General features: G+C 71.3%; 20 protein-coding genes. 14 read left to right on the top strand and 6 right to left on the bottom strand.

From position 1 onward, the window contains the following. A partial coding sequence (locus H5J26_RS15080) for a hypothetical protein (protein ID WP_181766359.1) occupies window positions 1-504 on the bottom strand: 504 nt, incomplete at its 3' end. 270 nt (window positions 505-774) lie between these two features. Here H5J26_RS15080 and H5J26_RS15075 point away from each other — a divergent pair. Next, on the top strand, window positions 775-2,469 hold the full coding sequence (locus tag H5J26_RS15075) for a DNA repair helicase XPB (protein ID WP_181766358.1): 1,695 nt from the start codon (window positions 775-777) through the stop codon (window positions 2,467-2,469). On the opposite strand, the gene H5J26_RS15070 is transcribed toward H5J26_RS15075, so the two are convergent. Further along, complete coding sequence (locus H5J26_RS15070) at window positions 2,379-3,671, bottom strand: glycosyltransferase 87 family protein (RefSeq protein ID WP_419183801.1); 1,293 nt, start codon at window positions 3,669-3,671, stop codon at window positions 2,379-2,381. The two genes, H5J26_RS15075 and H5J26_RS15070, sit on opposite strands and share 91 nt — an antisense overlap. Before the next feature lie 252 nt (window positions 3,672-3,923). Here H5J26_RS15070 and H5J26_RS15065 point away from each other — a divergent pair, with 252 nt between their 5' ends. Both H5J26_RS15065 and H5J26_RS15060 read left to right on the top strand, forming a co-directional pair. Beyond that, a complete protein-coding gene (locus H5J26_RS15065; RefSeq protein ID WP_181766357.1) occupies window positions 3,924-6,005 on the top strand; it encodes a HelD family protein in 2,082 nt (693 codons plus the stop codon). A 23-nt stretch (window positions 6,006-6,028) separates the two neighbouring features. After that, a complete protein-coding gene (locus H5J26_RS15060) occupies window positions 6,029-6,529 on the top strand; it encodes a DUF1772 domain-containing protein (RefSeq protein ID WP_309237921.1) in 501 nt (166 codons plus the stop codon). A gap of 6 nt (window positions 6,530-6,535) precedes the next feature. Here the strand turns inward: H5J26_RS15060 and H5J26_RS15055 are convergent, their stop codons facing one another. Further along, a complete protein-coding gene (locus H5J26_RS15055; RefSeq protein ID WP_181766356.1) occupies window positions 6,536-8,044 on the bottom strand; it encodes an FGGY-family carbohydrate kinase in 1,509 nt (502 codons plus the stop codon). 318 nt (window positions 8,045-8,362) lie between these two features. Here H5J26_RS15055 and H5J26_RS15050 point away from each other — a divergent pair, with 318 nt between their 5' ends. The 3 genes from H5J26_RS15050 (at window position 8,363) to H5J26_RS15040 (ending at window position 11,086) form a co-directional block, all read left to right on the top strand. Beyond that, on the top strand, window positions 8,363-9,373 hold the full coding sequence (locus H5J26_RS15050) for a LacI family DNA-binding transcriptional regulator (RefSeq protein WP_181766355.1): 1,011 nt from the start codon (window positions 8,363-8,365) through the stop codon (window positions 9,371-9,373). A gap of 229 nt (window positions 9,374-9,602) precedes the next feature. After that, window positions 9,603-10,394: a VOC family protein gene (locus tag H5J26_RS15045; RefSeq protein ID WP_181766354.1), complete on the top strand. Its 792-nt coding sequence runs from the start codon at window positions 9,603-9,605 to the stop codon at window positions 10,392-10,394. A 125-nt stretch (window positions 10,395-10,519) separates the two neighbouring features. Further along, window positions 10,520-11,086 carry a GNAT family N-acetyltransferase gene (locus H5J26_RS15040; protein ID WP_181766353.1) on the top strand — a complete coding sequence of 189 codons (567 nt, stop codon included), beginning with the start codon at window positions 10,520-10,522 and terminating at the stop codon, window positions 11,084-11,086. Here H5J26_RS15040 and H5J26_RS15035 read toward each other — a convergent pair. Then, a complete protein-coding gene (locus H5J26_RS15035) occupies window positions 11,037-11,756 on the bottom strand; it encodes a copper homeostasis protein CutC (RefSeq protein ID WP_181766352.1) in 720 nt (239 codons plus the stop codon). The two genes, H5J26_RS15040 and H5J26_RS15035, sit on opposite strands and share 50 nt — an antisense overlap. 67 nt (window positions 11,757-11,823) lie before the next feature. On the opposite strand from H5J26_RS15035, the gene H5J26_RS15030 reads away from it, so the two are divergent. The 5 genes from H5J26_RS15030 (at window position 11,824) to H5J26_RS15010 (ending at window position 16,164) form a co-directional block, all read left to right on the top strand. Then, entirely contained in the window at window positions 11,824-12,528 is a 705-nt protein-coding gene (locus H5J26_RS15030) for a hypothetical protein (protein WP_235980724.1), read from the top strand. 253 nt (window positions 12,529-12,781) lie between these two features. After that, window positions 12,782-13,369: an RNA polymerase sigma factor gene (locus H5J26_RS15025; RefSeq protein WP_309237920.1), complete on the top strand. Its 588-nt coding sequence runs from the start codon at window positions 12,782-12,784 to the stop codon at window positions 13,367-13,369. Further along, complete coding sequence (locus tag H5J26_RS15020; protein WP_181766351.1) at window positions 13,359-14,000, top strand: hypothetical protein; 642 nt, start codon at window positions 13,359-13,361, stop codon at window positions 13,998-14,000. Before H5J26_RS15025 ends, H5J26_RS15020 begins: the two co-directional genes overlap by 11 nt. 254 nt (window positions 14,001-14,254) lie before the next feature. Continuing rightward, window positions 14,255-14,818, top strand: coding sequence for a TIGR03086 family metal-binding protein (locus tag H5J26_RS15015; protein ID WP_181766350.1), 564 nt, complete (start codon window positions 14,255-14,257; stop codon window positions 14,816-14,818). 143 nt (window positions 14,819-14,961) lie between these two features. Next, window positions 14,962-16,164: a Cmx/CmrA family chloramphenicol efflux MFS transporter gene (locus H5J26_RS15010; RefSeq protein WP_181766349.1), complete on the top strand. Its 1,203-nt coding sequence runs from the start codon at window positions 14,962-14,964 to the stop codon at window positions 16,162-16,164. On the opposite strand, the gene H5J26_RS15005 is transcribed toward H5J26_RS15010, so the two are convergent. Both H5J26_RS15005 and H5J26_RS15000 read right to left on the bottom strand, forming a co-directional pair. After that, window positions 16,109-16,387: a DUF4031 domain-containing protein gene (locus H5J26_RS15005; protein WP_181766348.1), complete on the bottom strand. Its 279-nt coding sequence runs from the start codon at window positions 16,385-16,387 to the stop codon at window positions 16,109-16,111. The genes H5J26_RS15010 and H5J26_RS15005 overlap by 56 nt on opposite strands. A 49-nt stretch (window positions 16,388-16,436) precedes the next feature. Further along, window positions 16,437-16,793 carry a hypothetical protein gene (locus tag H5J26_RS15000; protein WP_181766347.1) on the bottom strand — a complete coding sequence of 119 codons (357 nt, stop codon included), beginning with the start codon at window positions 16,791-16,793 and terminating at the stop codon, window positions 16,437-16,439. Between the two features lie 91 nt (window positions 16,794-16,884). Here H5J26_RS15000 and H5J26_RS14995 point away from each other — a divergent pair, with 91 nt between their 5' ends. The 3 genes from H5J26_RS14995 to H5J26_RS14985 form a co-directional block, all read left to right on the top strand. After that, a complete protein-coding gene (locus tag H5J26_RS14995; RefSeq protein ID WP_210771353.1) occupies window positions 16,885-17,865 on the top strand; it encodes a MurR/RpiR family transcriptional regulator in 981 nt (326 codons plus the stop codon). Between the two features lie 216 nt (window positions 17,866-18,081). Next, entirely contained in the window at window positions 18,082-19,053 is a 972-nt protein-coding gene (gene murQ, locus H5J26_RS14990; RefSeq protein ID WP_181766346.1) for an N-acetylmuramic acid 6-phosphate etherase, read from the top strand. 122 nt (window positions 19,054-19,175) lie between these two features. After that, window positions 19,176-20,764, top strand: a 1,589-nt coding sequence (locus H5J26_RS14985; RefSeq protein ID WP_181766345.1) for a PTS transporter subunit EIIC, incomplete at its 3' end; no start/stop codon positions are given.

Genomic DNA, 20,764 nt, shown 5'->3' with positions numbered 1-20,764 from the left:
TTCTTCGCCGACGAGCTGAGGCCGTTGACGCTGCTCCGCGTCATCACCTGCCGCCAGTCCCGCGCTGCGCGCACCCTCGATGATGTCCGCCGTGGTGCCCGCCTTCTCCTCCGAGGCGGGGTTGCCGTCCCAGATGGCCACGAGCCGGTCCGCGCGCTCCAACAGCACCGTGTTCGCCGCCTCGTACGCCTTGCGGTCCACCGTGTCGAACGGCAGCACGAGCACCTCGTCGGCGGCCGCGGTGAGGCGGTCGTAGGTCTCCGCGTGCTCCGGCTTCACCGTCGCCGCCTTGTAGTCCCGGCTCGGCAGCACCGCGACCAGACGGCCGCCCGCTGCGAGCACCGACTCCGCGAACACCGAATCGGCACCCGCCGCCACGCACGACAGACCCACGAGCCCGGACGGCTCGAACATCCGCAGCAGCCGTTCCAGCTCCGCCCGTACCAGCGGCACCGTTTCCTCGGACAGCTCCATGTGCCCGGTTACCGCAACTTTCGTCGCCATCCCGGTCGCTCTCCTTCGTCAGTTCGGTCAACGCGCCTCAGATACGGTCACGCATCTCACATGGACCACTACACCTTGTATCTGGACGTATAACCGTATAGCCGCCTGAGGCAGGTGCGTGGCCACACGCACGGCAGGCGCCCGCATGGCCGTGCGCGGCTCCCCGGTGCCCTCCGCAGCGGCCGCATCGCACGCAAATGCGCTCATGCGGCACACTGGACGATTGACCCGTGAGCCGGGTTCCGTATCTGCGAGACGGAGGAAGCGCGCGTGAACGGTGGTCCCCTGATCGTCCAGAGCGACAAGACACTGCTTCTGGAGGTCGGCCACGAGCAGGCGGACGAGTGCCGTCGTGCCATCGCCCCCTTCGCCGAGCTGGAGCGGGCGCCCGAGCACATCCACACCTACCGCCTCACGCCGCTCGGCCTGTGGAACGCACGCGCCGCCGGTCACGACGCCGAGCAGGTCGTCGACGCGCTCGTCGCCCACGCCCGCTACCCGGTGCCGCACTCCCTGCTCGTCGACGTCGCCGAGACCATGGCGCGCTACGGGCGGCTCCGTCTGCTGAAGCACCCCACGCACGGGCTGGTCATGGAGAGCAGCGACCGCCCGGTGCTGGAGGAGGTGCTGCGCTCGCGGAAGATCGAGCCGCTCGTCGGCGAACGCCTCGACCCCGACACCGTCGTGGTGCACCCCTCCGAGCGCGGCCAGATCAAGCAGGTGCTGCTGAAGCTGGGCTGGCCGGCGGAGGACCTGGCCGGTTACGTGGACGGCGAGGCGCATCCCATCGCGCTGAAGGAGGACGACTGGTCGCTGCGCCCGTACCAGCAGCAGGCCGTGGAGGGCTTCTGGCACGGCGGCTCCGGCGTCGTGGTGCTGCCCTGCGGCGCCGGCAAGACACTGGTCGGCGCCGGCGCGATGGCACAGGCGCAGGCGACGACGCTGATCCTGGTCACCAACACCGTCGCCGCCCGCCAGTGGAAGTCCGAGCTGGTGCGGCGGACCTCGCTCACCGAGGAGGAGATCGGTGAGTACAGCGGTACGAGGAAGGAGATCCGGCCGGTCACGATCGCGACCTACCAGGTCGTGACGACGAAGCGGAAGGGCGTCTATCCGCACCTGGAGCTCTTCGACTCGCGCGACTGGGGCCTGATCGTCTACGACGAGGTGCACCTGCTGCCCGCGCCCGTCTTCAAGTTCACCGCGGACCTCCAGGCGCGCCGCCGGCTCGGGCTGACCGCGACGCTGGTCCGGGAGGACGGGCGGGAGTCGGACGTCTTCTCGCTCATCGGCCCCAAGCGCTTCGACGCTCCCTGGAAGGAGATCGAGGCTCAGGGCTACATCGCACCCGCCGACTGCGTCGAGGTGCGCGTGAGCCTCACCGACGCGGAGCGGCTGGCGTACGCGACGGCCGAGACGGAGGAGAAGTACCGCTTCTGCGCGACGACCGACAGCAAGCGCCGGGTGACCGAGGCGCTGGTGAAGCGCCACGAGAACGACCAGACGCTGGTGATCGGGCAGTACATCGACCAGTTGGACGAGCTTGGCGAGCACATCGGCGCGCCCGTCATCAAGGGCGACACCACCAACAAGCAGCGCGAGAAGCTCTTCAACGCCTTCCGCGAGGGCGAGTTGAGCACGCTCGTGGTCTCCAAGGTCGCCAACTTCTCCGTCGACCTGCCGGAGGCGACCGTCGCCATCCAGGTCTCCGGGACCTTCGGTTCACGGCAGGAGGAGGCCCAGCGGCTCGGACGAGTGCTGCGGCCGAAGGCCGACGGGCACGAGGCGCGCTTCTACTCGGTGGTCGCACGCGACACCGTCGACCAGGACTTCGCCGCGCACCGCCAGCGCTTCCTCGCCGAGCAGGGGTACGCCTACCGGATCGTGGACTCCCAGGACTTGCTGTCCGGCGAGCCGGAGCCCTCTCGCAGGCCCGAGAACACCTCCGAGCCGGAGACCGAGTAGCAGCGCACCGCGACCGCCGCCAGCAGCGCCAGCGTCAGCAGCGGATAGGGCGAGGCGAGCGGCTGTGCCCACCACGACAGTTGCAGGTCCAGCGTGCCCGTCTTCGGCACCAGCCACAGGGTGCGCGCGGTGAAGAGCACGTAGACGACGAGGGCCGCGGCGGGCCGCCGTACGGCAAGAAGAGCGAGCAGCGGCACGCACCACACCCAGTGATGCGACCAGCTGATCGGTGAGACCAGCAGCGCCGTCAGCGCGGTGACGACGACGCCCCAGCCGTCCAGGCCGTGGCGTACGTACAGACGGCGCGCGAGCAGCAGCCCGGCCACGGCGACGAAAGCGGCGGGCAGCAGCCACAGCAGCCCCGGGTCGGGGGTGTGCGCGAGGCGGGCGGCGAGGCCCTGGAGCGACTGGTTGTCGACGATCCACGCCTTGCCCACGCGTGTCGTCTCGAAGATCCGCCGCGTCCAGAACTCCCAGCTGGCAGTGGGGAGTACGAGCGCTCCCACCGCAACGGTGCCCGCGAAGGCGGCGATCGACGTGAGCCCCGCCCGTACCCGTCCGGTCAGCAGCAGGTAGACGGCGAAGATCGCGGGGGTGAGCTTGATGCCCGCGGCGATTCCGACGGCGATGCCCTTGCCGCGTGCGCCCTCCGGACGCCCCAGGTCCCACAGGACGAGGCAGGTGAGCACCAGGTTGATCTGGCCGAAGGTGATCGTCTGGTAGACGGGCTCCAGCCACAGGCCCGCGGCGGCCGCGACGAGCAGCACGGCGGGCCCGCCCCCGCGCGCGTACGTCCGGGCCGCGTCGCGGGACACGTGCGGGAGATTTGTGAGGCGCAGGGAGAGGTGGACGAGGACGACCAGAAGCAGGACGTTGCCGGCGAGGAAGACGACCTTGAGAGCGCTGAGCGACAGCCAGCCCGTCGGCACGAACAGCAGTGCCGCGAAAGGCGGGTAGGTCGCCGGAAGGCGCCACGAGGTGACCGTGAAGCCGTAGAGGTCGGCACCTTGCGACACGGCCTCGCCCTCGGCGCGGTAGACGAGCACGTCGGCCATCTGGAAGCGCGCGACGGCGCACAGCACGGCGAAGGCGGTCAGTGAGACGACGAAGAGGGTGACGGCGGTCGTCGGTCTTCGCGGGAGACGGGGAGCCAACGGGGCGGTGGCCGTACGGGAGTTGCTGTACACGTCCAGCCCTGTCACCTGTGCCGTCTCTCCTCTCCTGGGCTGTCCGGCTCTCGCGCCGACGACAGCGTCGACCGGCTGTCTGCCGGTCCGGCGGGTGACCTTAGCCGACGCGGGGAAACGCCCGGCCGCCCGCATGGCGGCACGCGGGGAAATTCGCTGGCGACGCGTCCGCGCACCGCACTAGGCTTCCGCGTCTGCCACCTCCCGGTCCGGGGAGGCTCCCGACCGCTCGGAAACCGGTCGGCTCTCGTTCGCCGTAGCCGCGGCATGCCGTACATCGCCGCGCTTCCCGCCGGAGGCAACACCGTGTCCGCCCCTGCCCGTTCCGTGTCCGACGCTGCCCACAACCCCCTGGACCTCGAAAGAGACCACCTGGCGGCCTCCCGCGACGCCCTCCGGGCCATGCGCGAGGACGCCGAGGCCCTCGACATCAGGGACGTCGCGGCGAACTGGGTCAACGCCGCGATCCTGCGCGCCGAGATCGACGCCCGCATCAAGTCGCTCGCCGACCTCGTCCACACCCCGCTCTTCTTCGGCCGGCTGGACTACCGCGAGAGCCGTCAGTCCTTCCACATCGGCCGCCGCCACGTGCACGACGCCGACGGCGACCCGATGGTCGTCGACTGGCGGGCTCCCGTCTCCCAGCCCTTCTACCGGGCCTCGAAGAAGGACCCGCAGGACGTCGCGCTGCGCCGCCGGTTCGGTTATGTGCGCGGGGAGTTGACCGCGTACGAGGACGAGCACCTGAGCGATCCGGACGAGGAGGAGAAGGCCTCCCGGCTGCTCCAGAGCGAGATCGAACGGCCGCGTGTCGGCCCCATGCGCGACATCGTCGCCACGATCCAGCCCGAGCAGGACGAGATCGTACGGGCCGGGGTGGAGGGTTCCGTGTGCGTGCAGGGCGCCCCCGGCACCGGAAAGACCGCGGTGGGCCTGCACCGGGTCGCGTACCTGCTCTTCACACATCGCGAGCGGCTCTCGCGCACCGGCGCCCTCGTCATCGGCCCCAACTCCTCCTTCCTCCACTACATCGAGCAGGTGCTGCCCGCACTGGGGGAGATGACTGTGCGGCAGGCCACGGTCGCCGAACTCGTGGCGCACGTCCCCGTACGCGGCACCGACAGCACGGAGGCCGCACGCGTCAAAGGTGACGCGCGCATGGCCGAGGTGCTGCGACGCGCGGTCCGCGCCGGGGTGACCGTGCCGCAGGAGCCGTGCATGGTGGTGCGGGGCTCCCGGCGCTGGCGCGTCCCCCCATACGAACTGGCCGAGCTCGTCGAGGAGTTGCTGGCCCGCGACATCCGGTACGGGGCGGCGCGGGAGGCACTGCCGCAGCGGATCGCGCACGCGGTGCTGGTGCGCATGGAGCAGGCGGGCGAGGCGCCGGACGACCGGGTGCAGGACGCGGTCGCGCGCAACGCGGCGGTAAAGGCCGTGGTGAAGGAGTGCTGGCCGGCGGTGGACCCGGCCAGGCTGGTGCTGCGGCTGCTCTCCGACGCGGACTTCCTCGCCGCGCAGGCTGAAGGCGTCCTCACCGACGAGGAGCAGAAGGCGATCCTGTGGGCCAAGCCCGCGCGGGGGCCGAAGTCGGCGCGGTGGTCTGAGGCGGACGCGGTCCTCATCGACGAGGTGACCGACCTGGTCAGCCGTACGGCCTCGCTCGGCCACGTCGTCCTGGACGAGGCGCAGGACCTCTCCCCCATGCAGTACCGCGCGGTGGGCAGGCGCTGCACGACGGGTTCGGTGACGGTGCTGGGCGACATCGCTCAGGGCACGACCCCGTGGGCGACGGCCAGTTGGGAGGAGGCGCTGGCACATCTGGGCAAACCAGATGCCGTGGTCGAGGAGTTGACGCTCGGCTTCCGGGTGCCGCGACAGGTGATCGCGTACGCGTCACGGCTGCTGCCCGAGATCGCGCCGGAGCTGCGTGAGGCGACCTCGATCCGGGAGTCGCCGGGGGACTTCTCCGTACGGGCCTGCGCGCAGGAGGAGTTGACGGCCGGCGTCGTCGGCGCCTGTCGCGAGGCGCTGCTGCACGAAGGCTCCGTCGGTCTGATCGCCGCGGAGGCGAGGGTGCCGGTGCTGGCACGCGCCCTGGACGAGGCGGGGCTGCCGTATCTCGCGCCGGGAACCGAAACCAGCACGGATGCCCGGCTCACGCTGGTGCCCGCCACGCTGGCCAAGGGGCTGGAGTACGACTACGTGGTCCTGGACGAGCCCGCCGCCGTCGTCGACGGCGAGCCCGACGAACGGACAGGCCTGCGGCGCCTCTACGTCTCCCTCACCCGGGCGGTCTCCGGCCTGACGGTCCTGCATTCGGCGCCGCTGCCCGCGGCACTGGCATTCTGAGAGCCCGACCGCGGAGGTGGCCCGTGTTGCACAGTCTCCAGGCAGCGGCGCTGATCGGCGCCACGCTCACCACAGGGCTCAGCGCCGGCCTGTACTACGGCTTCGCCTGCGCGGTCATGCCGGGGCTCGGTCGCTCCGGGGACCGCACGTTCGTCGAAACGATGCAGCGCATCAACACGGCCATCATCAACGGCTGGTTCATGCTGCTCTTCCTCGGCTCGCTCGTACTGACGGCAGCGGCGGCGGGGCTTCAACTGGCGGGCGACGACGGGACGGCGACCGCGTGGAGCGTGGCGGCGCTCGCCCTGTACTCGGGGGTGCTCGTCATCACGATGGGCTTCAACGTCCCGCTCAACAACCGTCTCGACGCAGGCGGTTCGCCGGGAACCGAGGGCGAACTCGCCGCGCTGCGCGCGCTCTTCGAGCGGCCGTGGGTCCGCTGGAACCTGCTGCGCGCGGTGGTCAACACCGCGGCCTTCGTCTGCCTCGTCCTCGCGCTGCTGGAGCAGTCCTGGCCGGCCTGAGCGCCGTCAGCCCTGCTCGTACCGCCGGCTGTCCGCGTGCTGCCGGGCCGCAAGGGCGTGCGCGGTCTCGCGCGTCGACGAGTAGAGCGACAGGTAGTGCTCGTAGAGCTCGTCGTAGATCTCGCTGCGGGCGGGGTCGGGCCGGACCGTCGACTCGACCGGGTTCCAGTCGGCGATGTCCTCCTGAGCGGCCAGGCCCGTGCCGACAGCGGCCAGGAAGGCGTCGCCGTACGCGGCTCCGACGGTGTGCCGCGGCATCGACTGCTCGAGACCGGTGACGTCCGAGACGATCTGCGTCCACAGCTCACGCGCACCGCCGCCGACCGCAACGAGCCGGCTCAGGTCGCCGCCCGCCTCACGCATCGCGTCGAGGTTGTGCCGTACCCCGAAGGCCGTGGCCTCCAGGGCCGCCCGGTAGAGGTGGCCGCGGCCGTGCCGGAGGGTCAGCCCGGCCACCACGCCGCGCGCGTCGGGGTCGAACAGCGGGGAACGCTCACCGGCGAAGTACGGCAGCATCAGCAGCCCTTCGGCGCCGGGCGGCAGGGCGGCGGCCTCCTCCGTCAGCTGGTCGTAGCCCGCGCCGGTCAGGTCGCGCAGCCAGCTCGTGACGGCGCCCGAGGTGGCCATGCCGCCCGCGAGGCAGGAGGTGCCCTCGAAGGCGCCCGCGGTGGACCACAGGCGGGCGTCGGACACCGGTTCGCGCACGACGTTCACCAGGAACATCGTCGTGCCGTACATCAGCATCAGGTCTCCGGGGCTGCTCGCTCCGGCTGCCGCCGATTCCGCCCATGCGTCGATCGTGCCCGCGACGACGGGCGTGCCGGTGGGAATGCCCGTGACCTCGGCGGCTGCCTCCGTCACCTCACCCACCACCTGTGCGGGCCACACCAGTTCGGGCCATTCGAGCCCCGGCACGGTCTCCTCGCACCACTCCTCGATCCAGCGGCGGCCGTGCAGGTCGTAGAGCGGGTCGCACTGGCTGGCGGAGTGGTGGTCGAGTACGTAGGCACCGGTGAGGCGGCGCACGAGGAACGAACTCGCCATGTACCAGCGGTGCATGCGCCCGTACACCTCGGGTTCGCGCTGCCGTACCCAGGCCAGCTTGGGGCCGAGCGCCTGGCTGGTGAGGGCCGAGCCGCAGCGCCGCAGGATCTCGTCCTCGCCGTATCGCTCCGTCTGCTCGGCGATCTGGTCTCCGGCGCGGGTGTCGACGCCGTACAGGATCGCCGGCCGCAGCGGGGCGTCGTCCTCGCCGGCCGGCAGCACGCACGGCCCGATCCCGCTGACGCCTACCCCGGCGAGCCTCTCGCCCCGCGGTACCCGGGCCGTCAACTCCTGGGCGAGAGCGGTGAAGTCGCGCCACCACACCGATTCCGCGTCATGCTCGACCCGGCCCGGCGCCGGGCTTGACGTGGCGTGCTCGCGGACGGCCTGCGCGAGCAACTGTCCGTCGGGGCGCGTGAGGACGCCCTTGGAGCTGGAGGTGCCGATGTCGATGCCGAGCAGCAGAGCCATGTCGCGCCGAGCCTTCCCTTCGTTGCCGGGCGGGATGGACCCGTCCGGTCTCCTGCCGAGGTCGTACGTCCGGCGGGCACCGGCGGCCGCCCCGGACCGTACGGCCTGCCCTCACGCCCGAAAAGGCCGTGGACCACGCCGAGTTGGCGGGGCACGCCCCGTCTTCCGCTCGCGGCCCCGGTGGCCGTCGTCACCACTGCCGACCGGGCACTTCTCTGAGAAATCGATTTATCAGGAGCGTAAGGTTCCGTCCCGAGAGTGGCAGCAATCGCACACGGGCGCGTCCCGCTTCGGTGCCCGATCGCGTTGAGGAGTCCGGTGGCAACCATCAGCGATGTGGCACGGGCTGCCGGGGTCTCTCCCGCGACCGTCTCCCGGGTCTTCAACGGCGGACGGGTCACACCGGAACGCGTCGAGAGGGTCCGCAAGGCGGCGTCCGACCTGGGCTTCTCGCCGAACCGGGTGGCCCGCTCGCTGCGGATGCAGCGCGCCAGCGTCATCGGCCTGCTCGTCCCGGACATCGAGAACCCCTTCTTCACCTCCCTCGCCCGCGGGGTCGAGGACGCCGCGCAGCGCACCAACCTCTCGGTGGTGCTGTGCAACACGGACGACGACGTCGAGAAGGAACGCCGCTACCTCGACATCGCCCTCGCCGAGCAGATGGCGGGCGTCATCGTCGCCGCCGCATCCCGCAAGCACACCGACCTGTCCGCCCTGGCCGCCAGGGGCATGCCGGTCGTCGCGGTCGACCGGCGGCCGCGCGCCGCGGCTGTCGACGCGGTGACCGTCGACAACCAACTGGGCGGCGAGGAAGCGACGGCCCATCTGCTGGACGGCGGTTACGAGCGCGTCGCCTGCATCACGGGCCCGGCCGGCGCCTCCACTTCGGAGGACCGCCTCGCGGGCTACCGGGCGGCGATGCGGGACGCGGGCGTGTCCGAGGAGTCGACGCGCCCGTACGTCCGTTACGCGGACTACCGCGTAGACGGCGGTTACGCGGCGACGCGGGAACTGCTGGCGCTTCCGTCGCCCCCCGACGCGGTGTTCGTCACGAACAGCCTGATGACGGTCGGCGCCCTGCAGGCCCTGCGAGAGTCGGGCATCGAGCCGCCGGACGTCGGCGTGCTCTCGTTCGGCGACGTTCCCTGGGCCTCCCTGGTCCGCCCGCCGCTGACCACCGTCCAGCTCCCGTCGTACGACATGGGCGCCTCGGCGGCGGCACTGCTCCAGGAACGCCTGGCCGGTTCCGGCAAGCCGTTGCAGACGGTCGTCCTGCGTACGGCGCTCCAGCCGCGCGAGAGCACGCGCGGGCCCGCGGCACGGGACTGACCGCTGCGGACCCGCCGCGGAACCACCCCGAACGGAACCGCCCCGGGAATCCAGCCGGTTACGGCGTCGCTACACGGAGTTGCCGGTCCGGCGCGTGGGCAGGACGTATGGACGGCGCGGCCCCGGCCCGCCCCCGGAGCCCGGAAAAACCGATTCGGTCCTTCGGCGAGCAATTGTCCTGAAGCAGTGGGATTGTGGTTGATGTCAGGGACTTCCGAAGGGAATAGCCATGATCACAACCGACTATGTCGTGGGCTCCCCCTGCTGGCTCGATCTCGCCGTGCCGGACACCGCCGCTGCGAGGACCTTCTACGGAGGCGTGTTCGGCTGGACGTTCCAGTCGTACGGCTCGGACGAGGGCGAGTACGGCATGTTCCAGTCCGGCGGGAGGACCGTGGCCGCGCTCGGGAAGATCGAGGAAGGCGCGCGCCCGGCCTGGATGATCTACTTCAACACTCAGGACGTCGACGCGACCGCCGCTAAGGTCCGCAGCACCGGTGGCACGGTACGGCTCGATCCCGGCGACGTCGACGATCACGGGCGGATGGCGCAGTTCAGCGATGCCCAGGGCGCGCAGTTCGCGGCGTGGCAGCCGGGCAAGACACCCGGGCTGGACGTCGTGGACGAACCGGGCTCCCTGATGTGGGTCGAGCTCTACACCACGGACGCGGCGAAGGCGAAGGACTTCTACAAGGGCCTGTTCGGCTGGGACTACTCGGACATGCCGATGCCCGGCGGCGCCGGGGGCACGTACTCCATCATCGCGCCTGCGGGTGCTCCCCAGGAGCGGATGCACGGCGGCCTGATGGAGGTGCGTGAGCAGGACCTCGCGCCGGCCGGCGGCCGCCCGTACTGGCACCCGGTCTTCCACACCACGGACTGCGACGCGACGGTCGCCAAGGTGACGGAGCTCGGCGGGACGCTGGCCATGGGGCCCGAGGACGCCGAGGGAGTGGGACGGATGGCGGTCTGCGTGGACCCGTTCGGCGCGGACTTCGTCGTGCTGAAGCCGTCCATGTGACCTGCCCTGTCGCCTGCCCGTAGAGCACCGGGCGGTGCCTTCCGCGAGGAGGGTGCCGCCCGTTGCGCGTGCGCGGGGGGCCGCCTCGGCGCCGAAGTACCGGCGGCCCCGCGTAGGTTCGAGCGATGTCCTCGACCACGTTTCTTCTTCGCGGGCCGCGCGTGGCGATCCGGCACGTGGCGCGGAGCGACCACGCGGAGCTCACTGCGCTGTCCCAACTGAGCGCAGAACTCCACCACCCCTGGGTTCCTCAGCGCGAGACGACGCGCGAGGCCTTCGACGACTACCTCACCAGGTTCGAACAGCCCACCCACGAGGGGTTCGTGATCTGCCTGCACGACACGGGCGGGATCGTCGGCGGGGTCAACATCAACGACATCGTGCGCGGCAGCCGGCAGAGCGGCTCCCTCGGCTACGTCGCCTACGCCCCGACCACGGGCCGCGGATACATGACGGAGGGGCTGGGGCTCGTCATGCACCACGCCTCCGAGGAGTTGGGGCTGCACAGGCTCGAAGCCGCCATCCAGCCCGGGAACACGCGCTCGTCACGACTCGTCGAGCGCCTCGGCTTCCGGTACGAAGGTCACTCCCCCGCCTACCAGTTCGTCGACGGCGCGTGGCGCGACCACGACCGCTGGGGTGTCATCCTCCCGACTCCCCCTGCCCGTCCAGCACTTCACGCCACTTCCTGACGCTTTCGGCGTCGACGGGGCCGCTCCAGCCGCAGGGGCGGGCGGCACCGCCGATGTGGAAGGCGGTCACGCCGGCCGACGCCAACTCCGGTACGTGTTCCAGACGCAGACCGCCGCCCGCCATGTTCAGCGGCCCGTATCCGGGCTCACCGGCTGCGGCACGGGCCGCTTCCGTACGCAGCACGTCCATTCCCGCGCCGACGCCGCTGGGAGATCCGGCGGTCAAGTACGCGTCGAGGCCCGGGAGTCCGGCGAGCGCCTTGCGCAGAGCGTCGCGGTCGGCGGCACGGTCGACGGCGCGGTGGAACGTCCAGCGGCAGCCTTCGATCACCTCGGTCAGCGCGCCGATCGCGTGCAGGTCGGGGCCGCCCACCGAGTCGAGGAAGCCGAGGACGAACTCCTGGGCACCTTCGGCTCGCAACTCCTCGGCCCGCTCGCAGAGTCCAGCGACAGCCGCGTCACCGCCGGAGGTGAAGCCGTCCGTCCCGCGCAGCATGACGCGAAGCGGAAGATCGACGGCGGCACGGACACGGGCGAACGTCTCGCGGGACGGGGTGAGGCCGTCGGCGGCCATGTCCGTGACCAGTTCGAGGCGGTCGGCCCCTCCTGCCCGCGCCGCACGCGCGTCGTCCGCGGTGAGAGCGATCACCTCGAGAATTGGTCTAGACATGTAGGCACTCTGCCACATGCCGGCCTGCTCCGAAAGACGACCTCGGCGACCGGGGGACAATCGCTCCATGGCGACAACCGACGACCCCGGGAACGAAGACCACGACGAGCCCGGCCGGAAGACGCACGGCCTCCTGCTCTCCCGCTGGACCGCACTCCTGACGGGCGCCCGCGTCGGCGAGGGGAAACCGGACCCCGCCCCGTACGGCCGGAACCTGCTCTCCCGCTGGTCGGAGCCGCAGCGCCGCTATCACACCGTCGACCACCTGCAGGCCGTCCTGAACCGCGTCGACGAACTGGCCCCGCACGCCCCCGCGTCCGACGTCCACGCGGTGCTGCTCGCGGCCTGGTTCCACGACGCCGTCTACCGCCCCGACCGCAGCGAGAACGAGGAGCGCAGCGCCCACCTGGCCGAGCGTGCCCTTCCCGAGGCGGGGGTACCGGCGGAGCGCACGGCCGAGGTGGCCCGCCTCGTACGCCTGACCGTCGACCACGACCCGGCACCGGGGGACGTGAACGGCGAGCTGCTGTGCGACGCGGACCTCGCCGTGCTGGCGGGCACACCCGCCGAGTACGCGCAGTACGCGGCGGCCGTGCGCGAGGAGTACGCCTTCGTACCCGACGACCGCTTCCGGGCCGGCCGTGCCGAAGTGCTGAGCCAACTCCTCGGCATGCCAAGGCTGTTCCGCACCTCTTACGCCCGCGAGCACTGGGAGGGAGTGGCCCGCCGCAATCTGGAGACAGAGCTGGAGCTGCTTCTCCAAGGCGATTGAAACCGGACGGACTTGCCACTCGTCGTGTTTGCCAGGACGCTGAACTGCCGCGCCCGGTACGGTGCGTCCGGTCCACGCGGCCGGGAGGTACGAGCTCGAGGCACGGGCGGGACGTACGGGCGTGGCACCGGCGCTTGCCACCGCCGCGGTGCCCGGGCGTGAGCCGTCCCTGACCGGAACGCACGACGCAACGACGAACGACGCACCATCACTTCACCCGAGAGACCACTCACCGAAGAGGATCGCAGTCCACGTGGTCACTTCTCCCATCACCGGCGACGGCAGCCACAAGCCGGCGTTCGACGACGTCTTCTGCGAGCTGCTGCACAGGCTGTACCGGCGGGCGGCCATGCTGGCGGGCACCCGGCAGTCGGCTGAGGACGCCGTGCACGAGGTCTATCTCAAACTGGCGGCGCGCCCCGAGAAGTTCCTCGCCCACCCGGAGCCGTACGCCTACGCCTTCTCCGCACTGCTCAGCGTGCTTCGCGACGGATGGCGCCGGGAGCGCCGCCAAGTGCTGGTGGCGGACGTGGAGTTCACCGGTGACTTCGCGACCTCGGGTGCGGCCGGCGTCGCCGGAGGCCGGCAATGGGACGACGGCGGCCTGGAGCGGCGGTCGTCGGAGCTGGAGGCCGTACGTCTGCTCCGCCAACTCTCGGTCCGCCAGGCCGGTGTCGTGGTCCTCGTCGACCTCGACGGCTACACGATCGACCAGGCCGCCGAGATCCTGGGCCTGCACCGCGGCACCGTGGCACGAACGCGCAGGCGGGCACTGGACAAGCTGCGAGGCGCGCTCCCACAGCGCGCAGGCCGCTCGGGAGGAGAACGGCATGCGTGCTGAACGACGCGAGGAGACCGCCGCGGCCCTCCGCGAGCAACTGCAGGCCGCCGATGCGGGAATCGAGGCGCCGGACGGCCTCTGGGAGAGGGTCCGCGCACCGCGCGAAGGCACCCTCGTCGTCGAGGCACCGCGCCCGCGCCGCCGCCCCGTATCGCTCGCAGTGATCGCCGTGGCGGCGGCCGCCGTGGTCTTCGTCGTCTGCGGCACGTGGTGGCTGGTCTCGCCGTCCTCCGGCCCGGGCCCCTCGCAGGGCTCCTCGCCGGCACGCACGCCCGGCGGCGCCATCACCCTGCGCGTGCACAACGCCGAGAAGCCCTGCCGGAAACTGCACACCCTGGAGTGCTCGCTGCGGGTCGCGAAGAACCCGTACGTCCCCTACGCGGGCGCCGGCAACTCGGCGGGCCGGGTCTGGCACGGCGACGAGGTCACCGCGAGCTGCGTCGTCACCGACGGGGAAATGGTCACGGACGAGAAGGGCCTCTCCTCGACCCGCTGGTACCGGATCGAGAAGGCGCAGGACGGCGAAGGCGGTGCGGGCTTCGAGGGCTGGCTGCCCGGCGTCCGTACGCGCAACTCCACCGAGGTCCCCGTCTGTTCCGGGGCTGAGAAGCCTCCGCGCAACGACAGTTGAAGGTGTCCCGGCGCCGGCCCTCGAGTCCGGTGCCGGGACACCCCGACCGGCGAAGGTGACCAGCAGGTCACCTCACCCGCCGCGGGGGCGCCCCGGCACTCCCCCGACTGCACGCGGCTTCGCGGCCGCGCCGCCCTGCCCGCAGTGGGGCAGGACAACCGGTACACGTACCTGAGGGGCGTCCCGTATGACGCGGTGGAGTGTGACCTGCATCACGTCTCGCGAGGTGGCGGCGTCGGGCGCACCATTGACACATGGAACTGATCGACGCCTTCGACAGCGCCTTCAAGGAGTGGGACCGCCTCGTCCACGAGATCGGTGAACAGCAGTGGGAGGAACCCACGCCGTGCACCGAGTGGAATGTCCGGGATCTGGTCAACCACCTTGTCAGTGAACACCTTTGGGCTCCGCACCTGCTGAGCGGCGAGACGATCGCCGACGTCGGGGACCGCTACGACGGCGACGTGCTCGGCGACGACCCCGTCGCGGCCTGGGAGCAGGCCGGCAGCGCGTCGCGGTCGGCCTTCCACCGCAAGGGAGCCCTCGACGGCGACGTGCACGTGACCGGCGGGAAGATCCCGGCGGCGGACTACGCCTGGCAGATGACGAGCGACCTCACGGTGCACGGCTGGGACCTGGCCAAGGGCATCGGCGCACGGTCACGCATGCTGGACGAACTCGCCGACGCCGTACACGCGCAGGTCGCACCGCAGGCCGACAGCTGGCAGCAGGCGGGGATCTTCGATCCGCCCGTCCCCGTGCCGGACGACGTGGTCCCGCAGGACCGGCTGGTGGCACTGCTCGGCCGCCACCCGTAGCGGAGCCACGACGGACGGGCCCGGAATGCGGAGGCGTGGACACGTCGTTGGTAACTGACATGTCCCGTGACACCGAAACAGGCCCTGCTCTCGACCGGCCATCTGCCACGCCTCGTACGGTCGTCCCCGCGAGGGAGCGCCGCATGCCGGTGGCCGTCCACGTCCTCGGCCTCTCGGTCTTCGCGCTCGGGACCTCGGAGTTCATGCTGTCCGGGCTGCTTCAGCCCATCGCCCGCGACATGGGCATCTCCATCCCGCGGGCCGGACTGCTGATCTCCGCGTTCGCGATCGGCATGGTCGTGGGCGCCCCGCTGCTCGCCGCCGCGACGCTCCGGCTTCCGCGCCGTACGACTCTGATCACGCTGCTCGTCGTCTTCGGGCTCGGTCAGGTGGCCGGGGCCCTGGCGCCCACCTACGAGGTGCTCTTCGCATCCCGCGTGGTCAGCGCGCTGGCCTGCGCCGGCTTCTGGGCGGTGGGGGCGGCCGTGGCCATGTCGCTCGTCCCGGTGAACGCGCGGGCACGCGCCATGGCCGTCATGGTCGGCGGGCTGAGCATCGCGAACATCGTCGGGGTGCCCGCCGGTTCGCTCCTGGGGCAGCACGCGGGGTGGCGGGCGGCGTTCTGGGCGGTGGCGGTCATGTCCGCGGTCGGGCTCGTGGGGGTGGTGGCGCTGGTGCCCCGTACGGCACCGGCGACCGGCAAGGACCGGCCGCGGCTCGGCCGGGAGCTGCGCATCTACGCGGACAAGCAGGTGTGGCTCACCGTGCTGACCATCGCGCTGAACGCCGCCGCCGTCTTCGCGGTCTTCTCCTATCTCGCGCCGCTGCTCACCGACGTGGCAGGGCTGAAGGAGAGCTGGGTGCCGACGGTGCTCGCACTCTTCGGGCTCGGTGGGCTCGTCGGTACGGTCATCGGCGGCCGTATCTCCGACGGGCGCATATTCGGCATGATCTACGCCGGTGTCGCCGCGTCGTCCGTCGCGCTCGCGCTGCTGGCCCTGCTCTCCCGCAACGCGGTCGCGGCCACGTCCCTGGCGCTGCTGCTCGGTGTCACGGCCTTCATGACGGCTCCGGCGCTGAACGCCCGCATGTTCGAGGTCGCGGGGGCGGCGCCCACGCTGGCCGGCGCGACGACCACCTCGTCCTTCAACATCGGCAACACCGTCGGCCCCTGGCTCGGCGGCCTGGTCATCAGCGCCGGCTGGGGCTACCAGGCGGTCGCGTGGACGGGGACCGCCCTGGCGGTGGCGGGCCTCGCGGCGACGGCGGCCGCGTCCAGGTCGGCCAAGGTCAACAGGAGGCGGCCGGTCCTCGCCTCTTCGGCCGGCGCAGACCCGCTTCGGTGAGACGGCGCAGCAGTTCCTTGCTCCCCACCTCCACCGCACCGGCGGTCACGGCGTCGTCGTAGCGCGCGCTCGGCACGTCGTAGTGGTCGCGGTCGAATGCCCGGCGCGGGCAGCCGATGGCCGCTGCGAAGGCGTGGAGCTCGTCGAACGAGGCGTCGCTGACCAGGTGCGACCACAGGTACCCGCGGCCCGGCCAGACGGGCGGATCGATGTAGACGGTCACGGCCGGGCCCCCGCACCGCGCCGCTGCCCGCGGACGCCGTACGCGCACGTCACAGCCACTTCTTCAGCGCCCCCACCCGCGCCACCGACGTGGCGGTCTTGCCGCACACCCAGTGCGGGTCCTCGCCGAGTTCCGGCTCCACGTCCAGCGCGTGCGGGTCTGAGCCGAGGCAGACCGGGCACAGAGGCCAGCGCCCGTACCTGTCGAGCAGGGCGTCCTGCACGTCCTGGGCTATCAGCCCGTTCACGTACGCGATGCCCTCGGGCCACTGTTCGACCCACCATCTGCGGTGTGCGACGGACTCCTCGACGAGCGAGACCACGTCCGCGTCGGCGACCTTGCCCGCCTCCAGATCCGCCAGTACCAGCGCGCGTGCCGAGTGAAGTGCCTGCTCGAGCCTGTCCATACATCCATTGCACCAAATCAGGGAACGACGCCGCCGCGCCTTCCTGCGGAAGGGCTTGACGGCGCCTCCTCGCTGAAAATATCTTCCACCGATGACGACCTATCTGAAGGAAAGTTTCTCCAGAAACAGCAGACCGCACGGCAGACCGCCCGGGGGAGGTCCCATCGCTCAGCCCGCCTCGCGTCCTCCGGGCCCGCCCGCACCGGGCGCCCTCGCCGCCAAGGTGCGCACCATGGCGCCGTCGATGACCCGCTCCATGCAGCGCGTCGCCGAGACGGTGGCGGCCGACCCCGCGGGCTGCGCCCAGCTGACGGTCACCGGGCTCGCCGAGCGCACCGGTACGAGCGAGGCCACGGTCGTACGCACCTCCCGCCTCCTCGGCTTCCCCGGCTACCGGGACCTGCGCCTGGCGCTGGCAGGGCTCGCAGCCCAGCAGGAGTCCGGCGCGGCACCGGCGGTCACCGCCGACATAGCGGTCGACGACCCGATCTCCGAGGTCGTGGCCAAGCTCGCGCACGACGAGCAGCAGACCCTCGCCGACACCGCCGCCGGCCTGGACACCGTCCAGCTGGAGGCCGCTGTCACCGCGCTGGCCACGGCCCGCCGCGTCGACGTCTACGGCGTCGGCAACTCCGGCCTCGTCAGCAAGGACCTCGCGCAGAAGCTGCTCCGCATCGGCCATGTCGCCCACGCGGAGGCCGACCCGCACCTCGCGGTCACCAACGCCGTGCAGCTGCGAGCCGGGGACGTGGCGATAGCCATCACCCATTCGGGCCGTACGGTCGACGTCATCGAGCCGCTCCGGGTCGCCTTCGACCACGGCGCGACGACCATCGCCATCACCGGCCGTTCGGACGGTGAGATCGCGCAGTACGCCGATCACGTGCTGACCACCTCCACAGCACGCGAGAGCGAACTGCGGCCTGCGGCGATGTCGAGCCGTACCAGCCAACTGCTCGTCGTTGACTGTTTGTTCATCGGCGTAGCGCAACGTACCTACGAGAGCGCGGCCCCCGCGCTCTCCGCCTCCTACGAGGCACTCGCCCACCGCCACGCGCCGCGCCCGCGCTGACCTCGGACGGAATCCCCCTCGCACACACCGGCGCGACGCCCGTCCCCGGCCGGCTCCCCGGCCCGGCCCGGGCCTGGCATGGCGCCGGTCATGCACCCCTGCATCAGGCCTACGGCAGCAGCCGGGTCACGGTGCAGGACGCAGAGCCGTAGCCGAAGCCGCAGACGTAGCCGCAGCGCCTCAGTGCGCCCCAGGCAGAAAGAGCCGCACCTCCCCATGACCTCAACAGCTGACACGCCCTCTTCGTACAGCTCCTCCTCCTACAGAGAGCTGCGCGCGCAGCTCGAAACGCTCACCACAGAGGCCTTCCGCAGCGAACTGTCCGAGATCGACCAGCTCCCCACCCTGGAGATCGCCAGGATCATGCAGGGGGAGGACTCGACCGTTCCCGAAGCCGTCGCCACGCAGCTGCCGCAGATCGCCGCGGCCATCGACGCCACCGCAGAACGCATGGCCCGCGGCGGCCGTCTGATCTACGCGGGTGCGGGCACCGCTGGGCGGCTCGGCGTGCTCGACGCCAGCGAGTGTCCGCCCACCTTCAACACCGACCCCGCAGACGTCATCGGGCTCATCGCGGGCGGTCCCGGCGCGATGAGCAACTCCGTCGAAGGTGCCGAGGACAGCAAGGAGCTGGCTGCCGCCGACCTCGACGAGCTCCAGCTCACCGCGGACGACACCGTGGTGGGCATCTCCGCCTCCGGCCGCACGCCGTACGCGGTCGGTGCCGTCGAATACGCGCGCAACACGCACGGAGCGCTCACCGTCGGCCTCTCCTGCAACGCCGGCTCGCCCCTCGGCGAGGCCGCGGAGCTGGGCATCGAGGTCGTCGTCGGACCGGAACTGCTCACCGGCTCGACCCGGCTGAAGGCCGGCACGGCCCAGAAGCTGGTCCTGAACATGCTGTCGACGATCACCATGATCCGTCTGGGCAAGACCTACGGGAACCTGATGGTCGACCTACGCGCGTCCAACGACAAACTCCGGGCCCGCTCGCGCCGCATCGTCTCCCTCGCCACGGGTGCCGGGGACGAAGCCATCGAGGCGGCTCTCACCCAAGCGGACGATGAGGTCAAGAACGCGATTCTCATCATCCTCGCCGAGGTGGACGGCCGTACCGCCGCCCGTCTGCTGGCCGACGCCCATGGTCATCTGCGCGCTGCGATCCGCGCCGCGACCGGAGAGGGCTGACAGTGGTGGCAAGCGGCTGACGAATCTCTGACCAGCGCGGGGCGGATGGCGAGGGATTGGTCGGCTCGCTCGACCGGACCACGTCCGGGGTCTCCCGGACCGCCAGAGAGCGATCGCGCCACATGAGCACTGACCAGAACCGTCAGATCGCAAAGGCCCTGCTCCCCCTCGTCGGGGGCGCACGCAACGTCACCTCCGTCTCCCACTGCATGACCCGGATGCGGCTCGGCCTGGCCGACCGCTCGCTCGTACAGGACGCCGCACTGCGGGCGCTGCCCGATGTGGTGGGCGTGGTCGAGGACGACGACACCTACCAGATCGTGCTCGGCCCGGGGAAGGTCGCCCGGGTCACCCCGGAATTCGAAGCCCTCGTCACGCAGAGCCCTGCGACGGACGGCTCGGAAGAGGCGGACGTCACCGAAGAGGCCGGCAGTACGACGCCGGCCCTGGCCGCCGCATCAGCCACCGGTCCGCCGGGGTCCCCGGCGGCCGCCGACGCCGAAGAGCTGGCCCGGCGAGGCGCCGACATGCGCGCGGCCCAGAAACGCAAGAACGCCACCCCCGTGAAGACGATGCTGCGCCGCATCGCCAACATCTTCGTCCCCCTCATTCCCGCTCTCATCGGCTGCGGCATCGTCGCGGGCATCAACGGTCTGCTGACGAACCTGGTCAGCAGCGGCGACGCCCAGTGGGCGGCCGGCATCGTCCCGGCCCTGACGGCGATCTCGACCGGCTTCATGTCGCTGATCGCGGTCTTCGTCGGCATCAACACGGCGAGGGAGTTCGGCGGCACACCCGTGCTGGGTGGCGCGGCGGCGGCAGTCATCGTCTTCGCCGGCGTCTCGGACGTCTCCGCGTTCGGGGAGAAGCTCGCCCCGGGCCAGGGAGGTGTGCTGGGCGCGCTCCTGGCCGCTCTCGTCGCGGTGTACGTGGAGAAGTGGTGCCGCCGCCGGGTGCCGGAGGCGATCGACGTGCTGGTCACCCCCACCGTCACGGTCCTCGTCGCCGGCCTGGTCACCCTCTTCGGCCTGATGTACGTGTGCGGATTGGTCTCCACGGGCATCGGCCACTTCGCCGACTGGCTGCTCCTGCACGGCGGCGCGGCAGCCGGCTTCGTGCTCGGCGGCCTCTTCCTTCCGCTGGTGATGCTCGGCCTGCACCAGGCACTCATCCCGATCCACACGACCCTGATCGAGCAGGACGGCTTCACCGTGCTGCTGCCCGTCCTCGCCATGGCGGGTGCGGGACAGGTCGGGGCGGCCGTCGCCGTCTACCTGAGGCTGCGCCGCAACACCTCCATCCGCAAGACCATCAAGTCCGCGCTCCCCGCAGGGCTGATGGGCGTGGGCGAACCGCTGATCTACGGCGTCTCCCTCCCCCTCGGCCGGCCCTTCATCACGGCATGCGTGGGCGGGGCCGTGGGCGGTGGCGTCGTCGGCCTCTTCCACCAGCTCGGCACCTCGGTCGGCTCCACCGCGATCGGCCCGTCCGGCTGGGCCCTCTTCCCGCTTCTCAAGGGCAACCAGGGGCTCGGCACCGTCGCCGCCGTCTACGCGCTCGGCATGGGCACGGGGTACCTGGTCGGCTTCCTCGCGACCTACTTCTTCGGCTTCAGCAAGCAGATGCTCCTGGACCTGAACGTCGAGCCGGTGACGCAGCGCGCCGCGAGCACCGTGGTAGCCGGCAGCGGGCCTCGTCCGCTGCGCCACCG

This window comes from Streptomyces albidus (ex Kaewkla and Franco 2022), assembly GCF_013870515.1.
In the GTDB taxonomy this organism is placed as follows: Bacteria; Actinomycetota; Actinomycetes; order Streptomycetales; family Streptomycetaceae; genus Streptomyces; species Streptomyces albidus.
This window is presented reverse-complemented; position numbering and strand designations above follow the sequence as displayed.

Bases quoted from the DNA above. Each gene is read 5' to 3' on its own strand.
- H5J26_RS15055 (WP_181766356.1), bottom strand. From the start codon at position 8,044: ATGGCTCTGCTGCTCGGCATCGACATCGGCACCTCCAGCTCCAAGGGC.
- H5J26_RS15020 (WP_181766351.1), top strand. From the start codon at position 13,359: ATGCGTGCTGAACGACGCGAGGAGACCGCCGCGGCCCTCCGCGAGCAA.
- murQ (WP_181766346.1), top strand. From the start codon at position 18,082: ATGACCTCAACAGCTGACACGCCCTCTTCGTACAGCTCCTCCTCCTAC.
- H5J26_RS15010 (WP_181766349.1), top strand. From the start codon at position 14,962: ATGCCGGTGGCCGTCCACGTCCTCGGCCTCTCGGTCTTCGCGCTCGGG.
- H5J26_RS15065 (WP_181766357.1), top strand. From the start codon at position 3,924: ATGCCGTACATCGCCGCGCTTCCCGCCGGAGGCAACACCGTGTCCGCC.
- H5J26_RS15030 (WP_235980724.1), top strand. From the start codon at position 11,824: ATGGCGACAACCGACGACCCCGGGAACGAAGACCACGACGAGCCCGGC.
- H5J26_RS15035 (WP_181766352.1), bottom strand. From the start codon at position 11,756: ATGTCTAGACCAATTCTCGAGGTGATCGCTCTCACCGCGGACGACGCG.
- H5J26_RS15015 (WP_181766350.1), top strand. From the start codon at position 14,255: ATGGAACTGATCGACGCCTTCGACAGCGCCTTCAAGGAGTGGGACCGC.
- H5J26_RS15045 (WP_181766354.1), top strand. From the start codon at position 9,603: ATGATCACAACCGACTATGTCGTGGGCTCCCCCTGCTGGCTCGATCTC.
- H5J26_RS14995 (WP_210771353.1), top strand. From the start codon at position 16,885: ATGACGACCTATCTGAAGGAAAGTTTCTCCAGAAACAGCAGACCGCAC.
- H5J26_RS15040 (WP_181766353.1), top strand. From the start codon at position 10,520: ATGTCCTCGACCACGTTTCTTCTTCGCGGGCCGCGCGTGGCGATCCGG.
- H5J26_RS15000 (WP_181766347.1), bottom strand. From the start codon at position 16,793: ATGGACAGGCTCGAGCAGGCACTTCACTCGGCACGCGCGCTGGTACTG.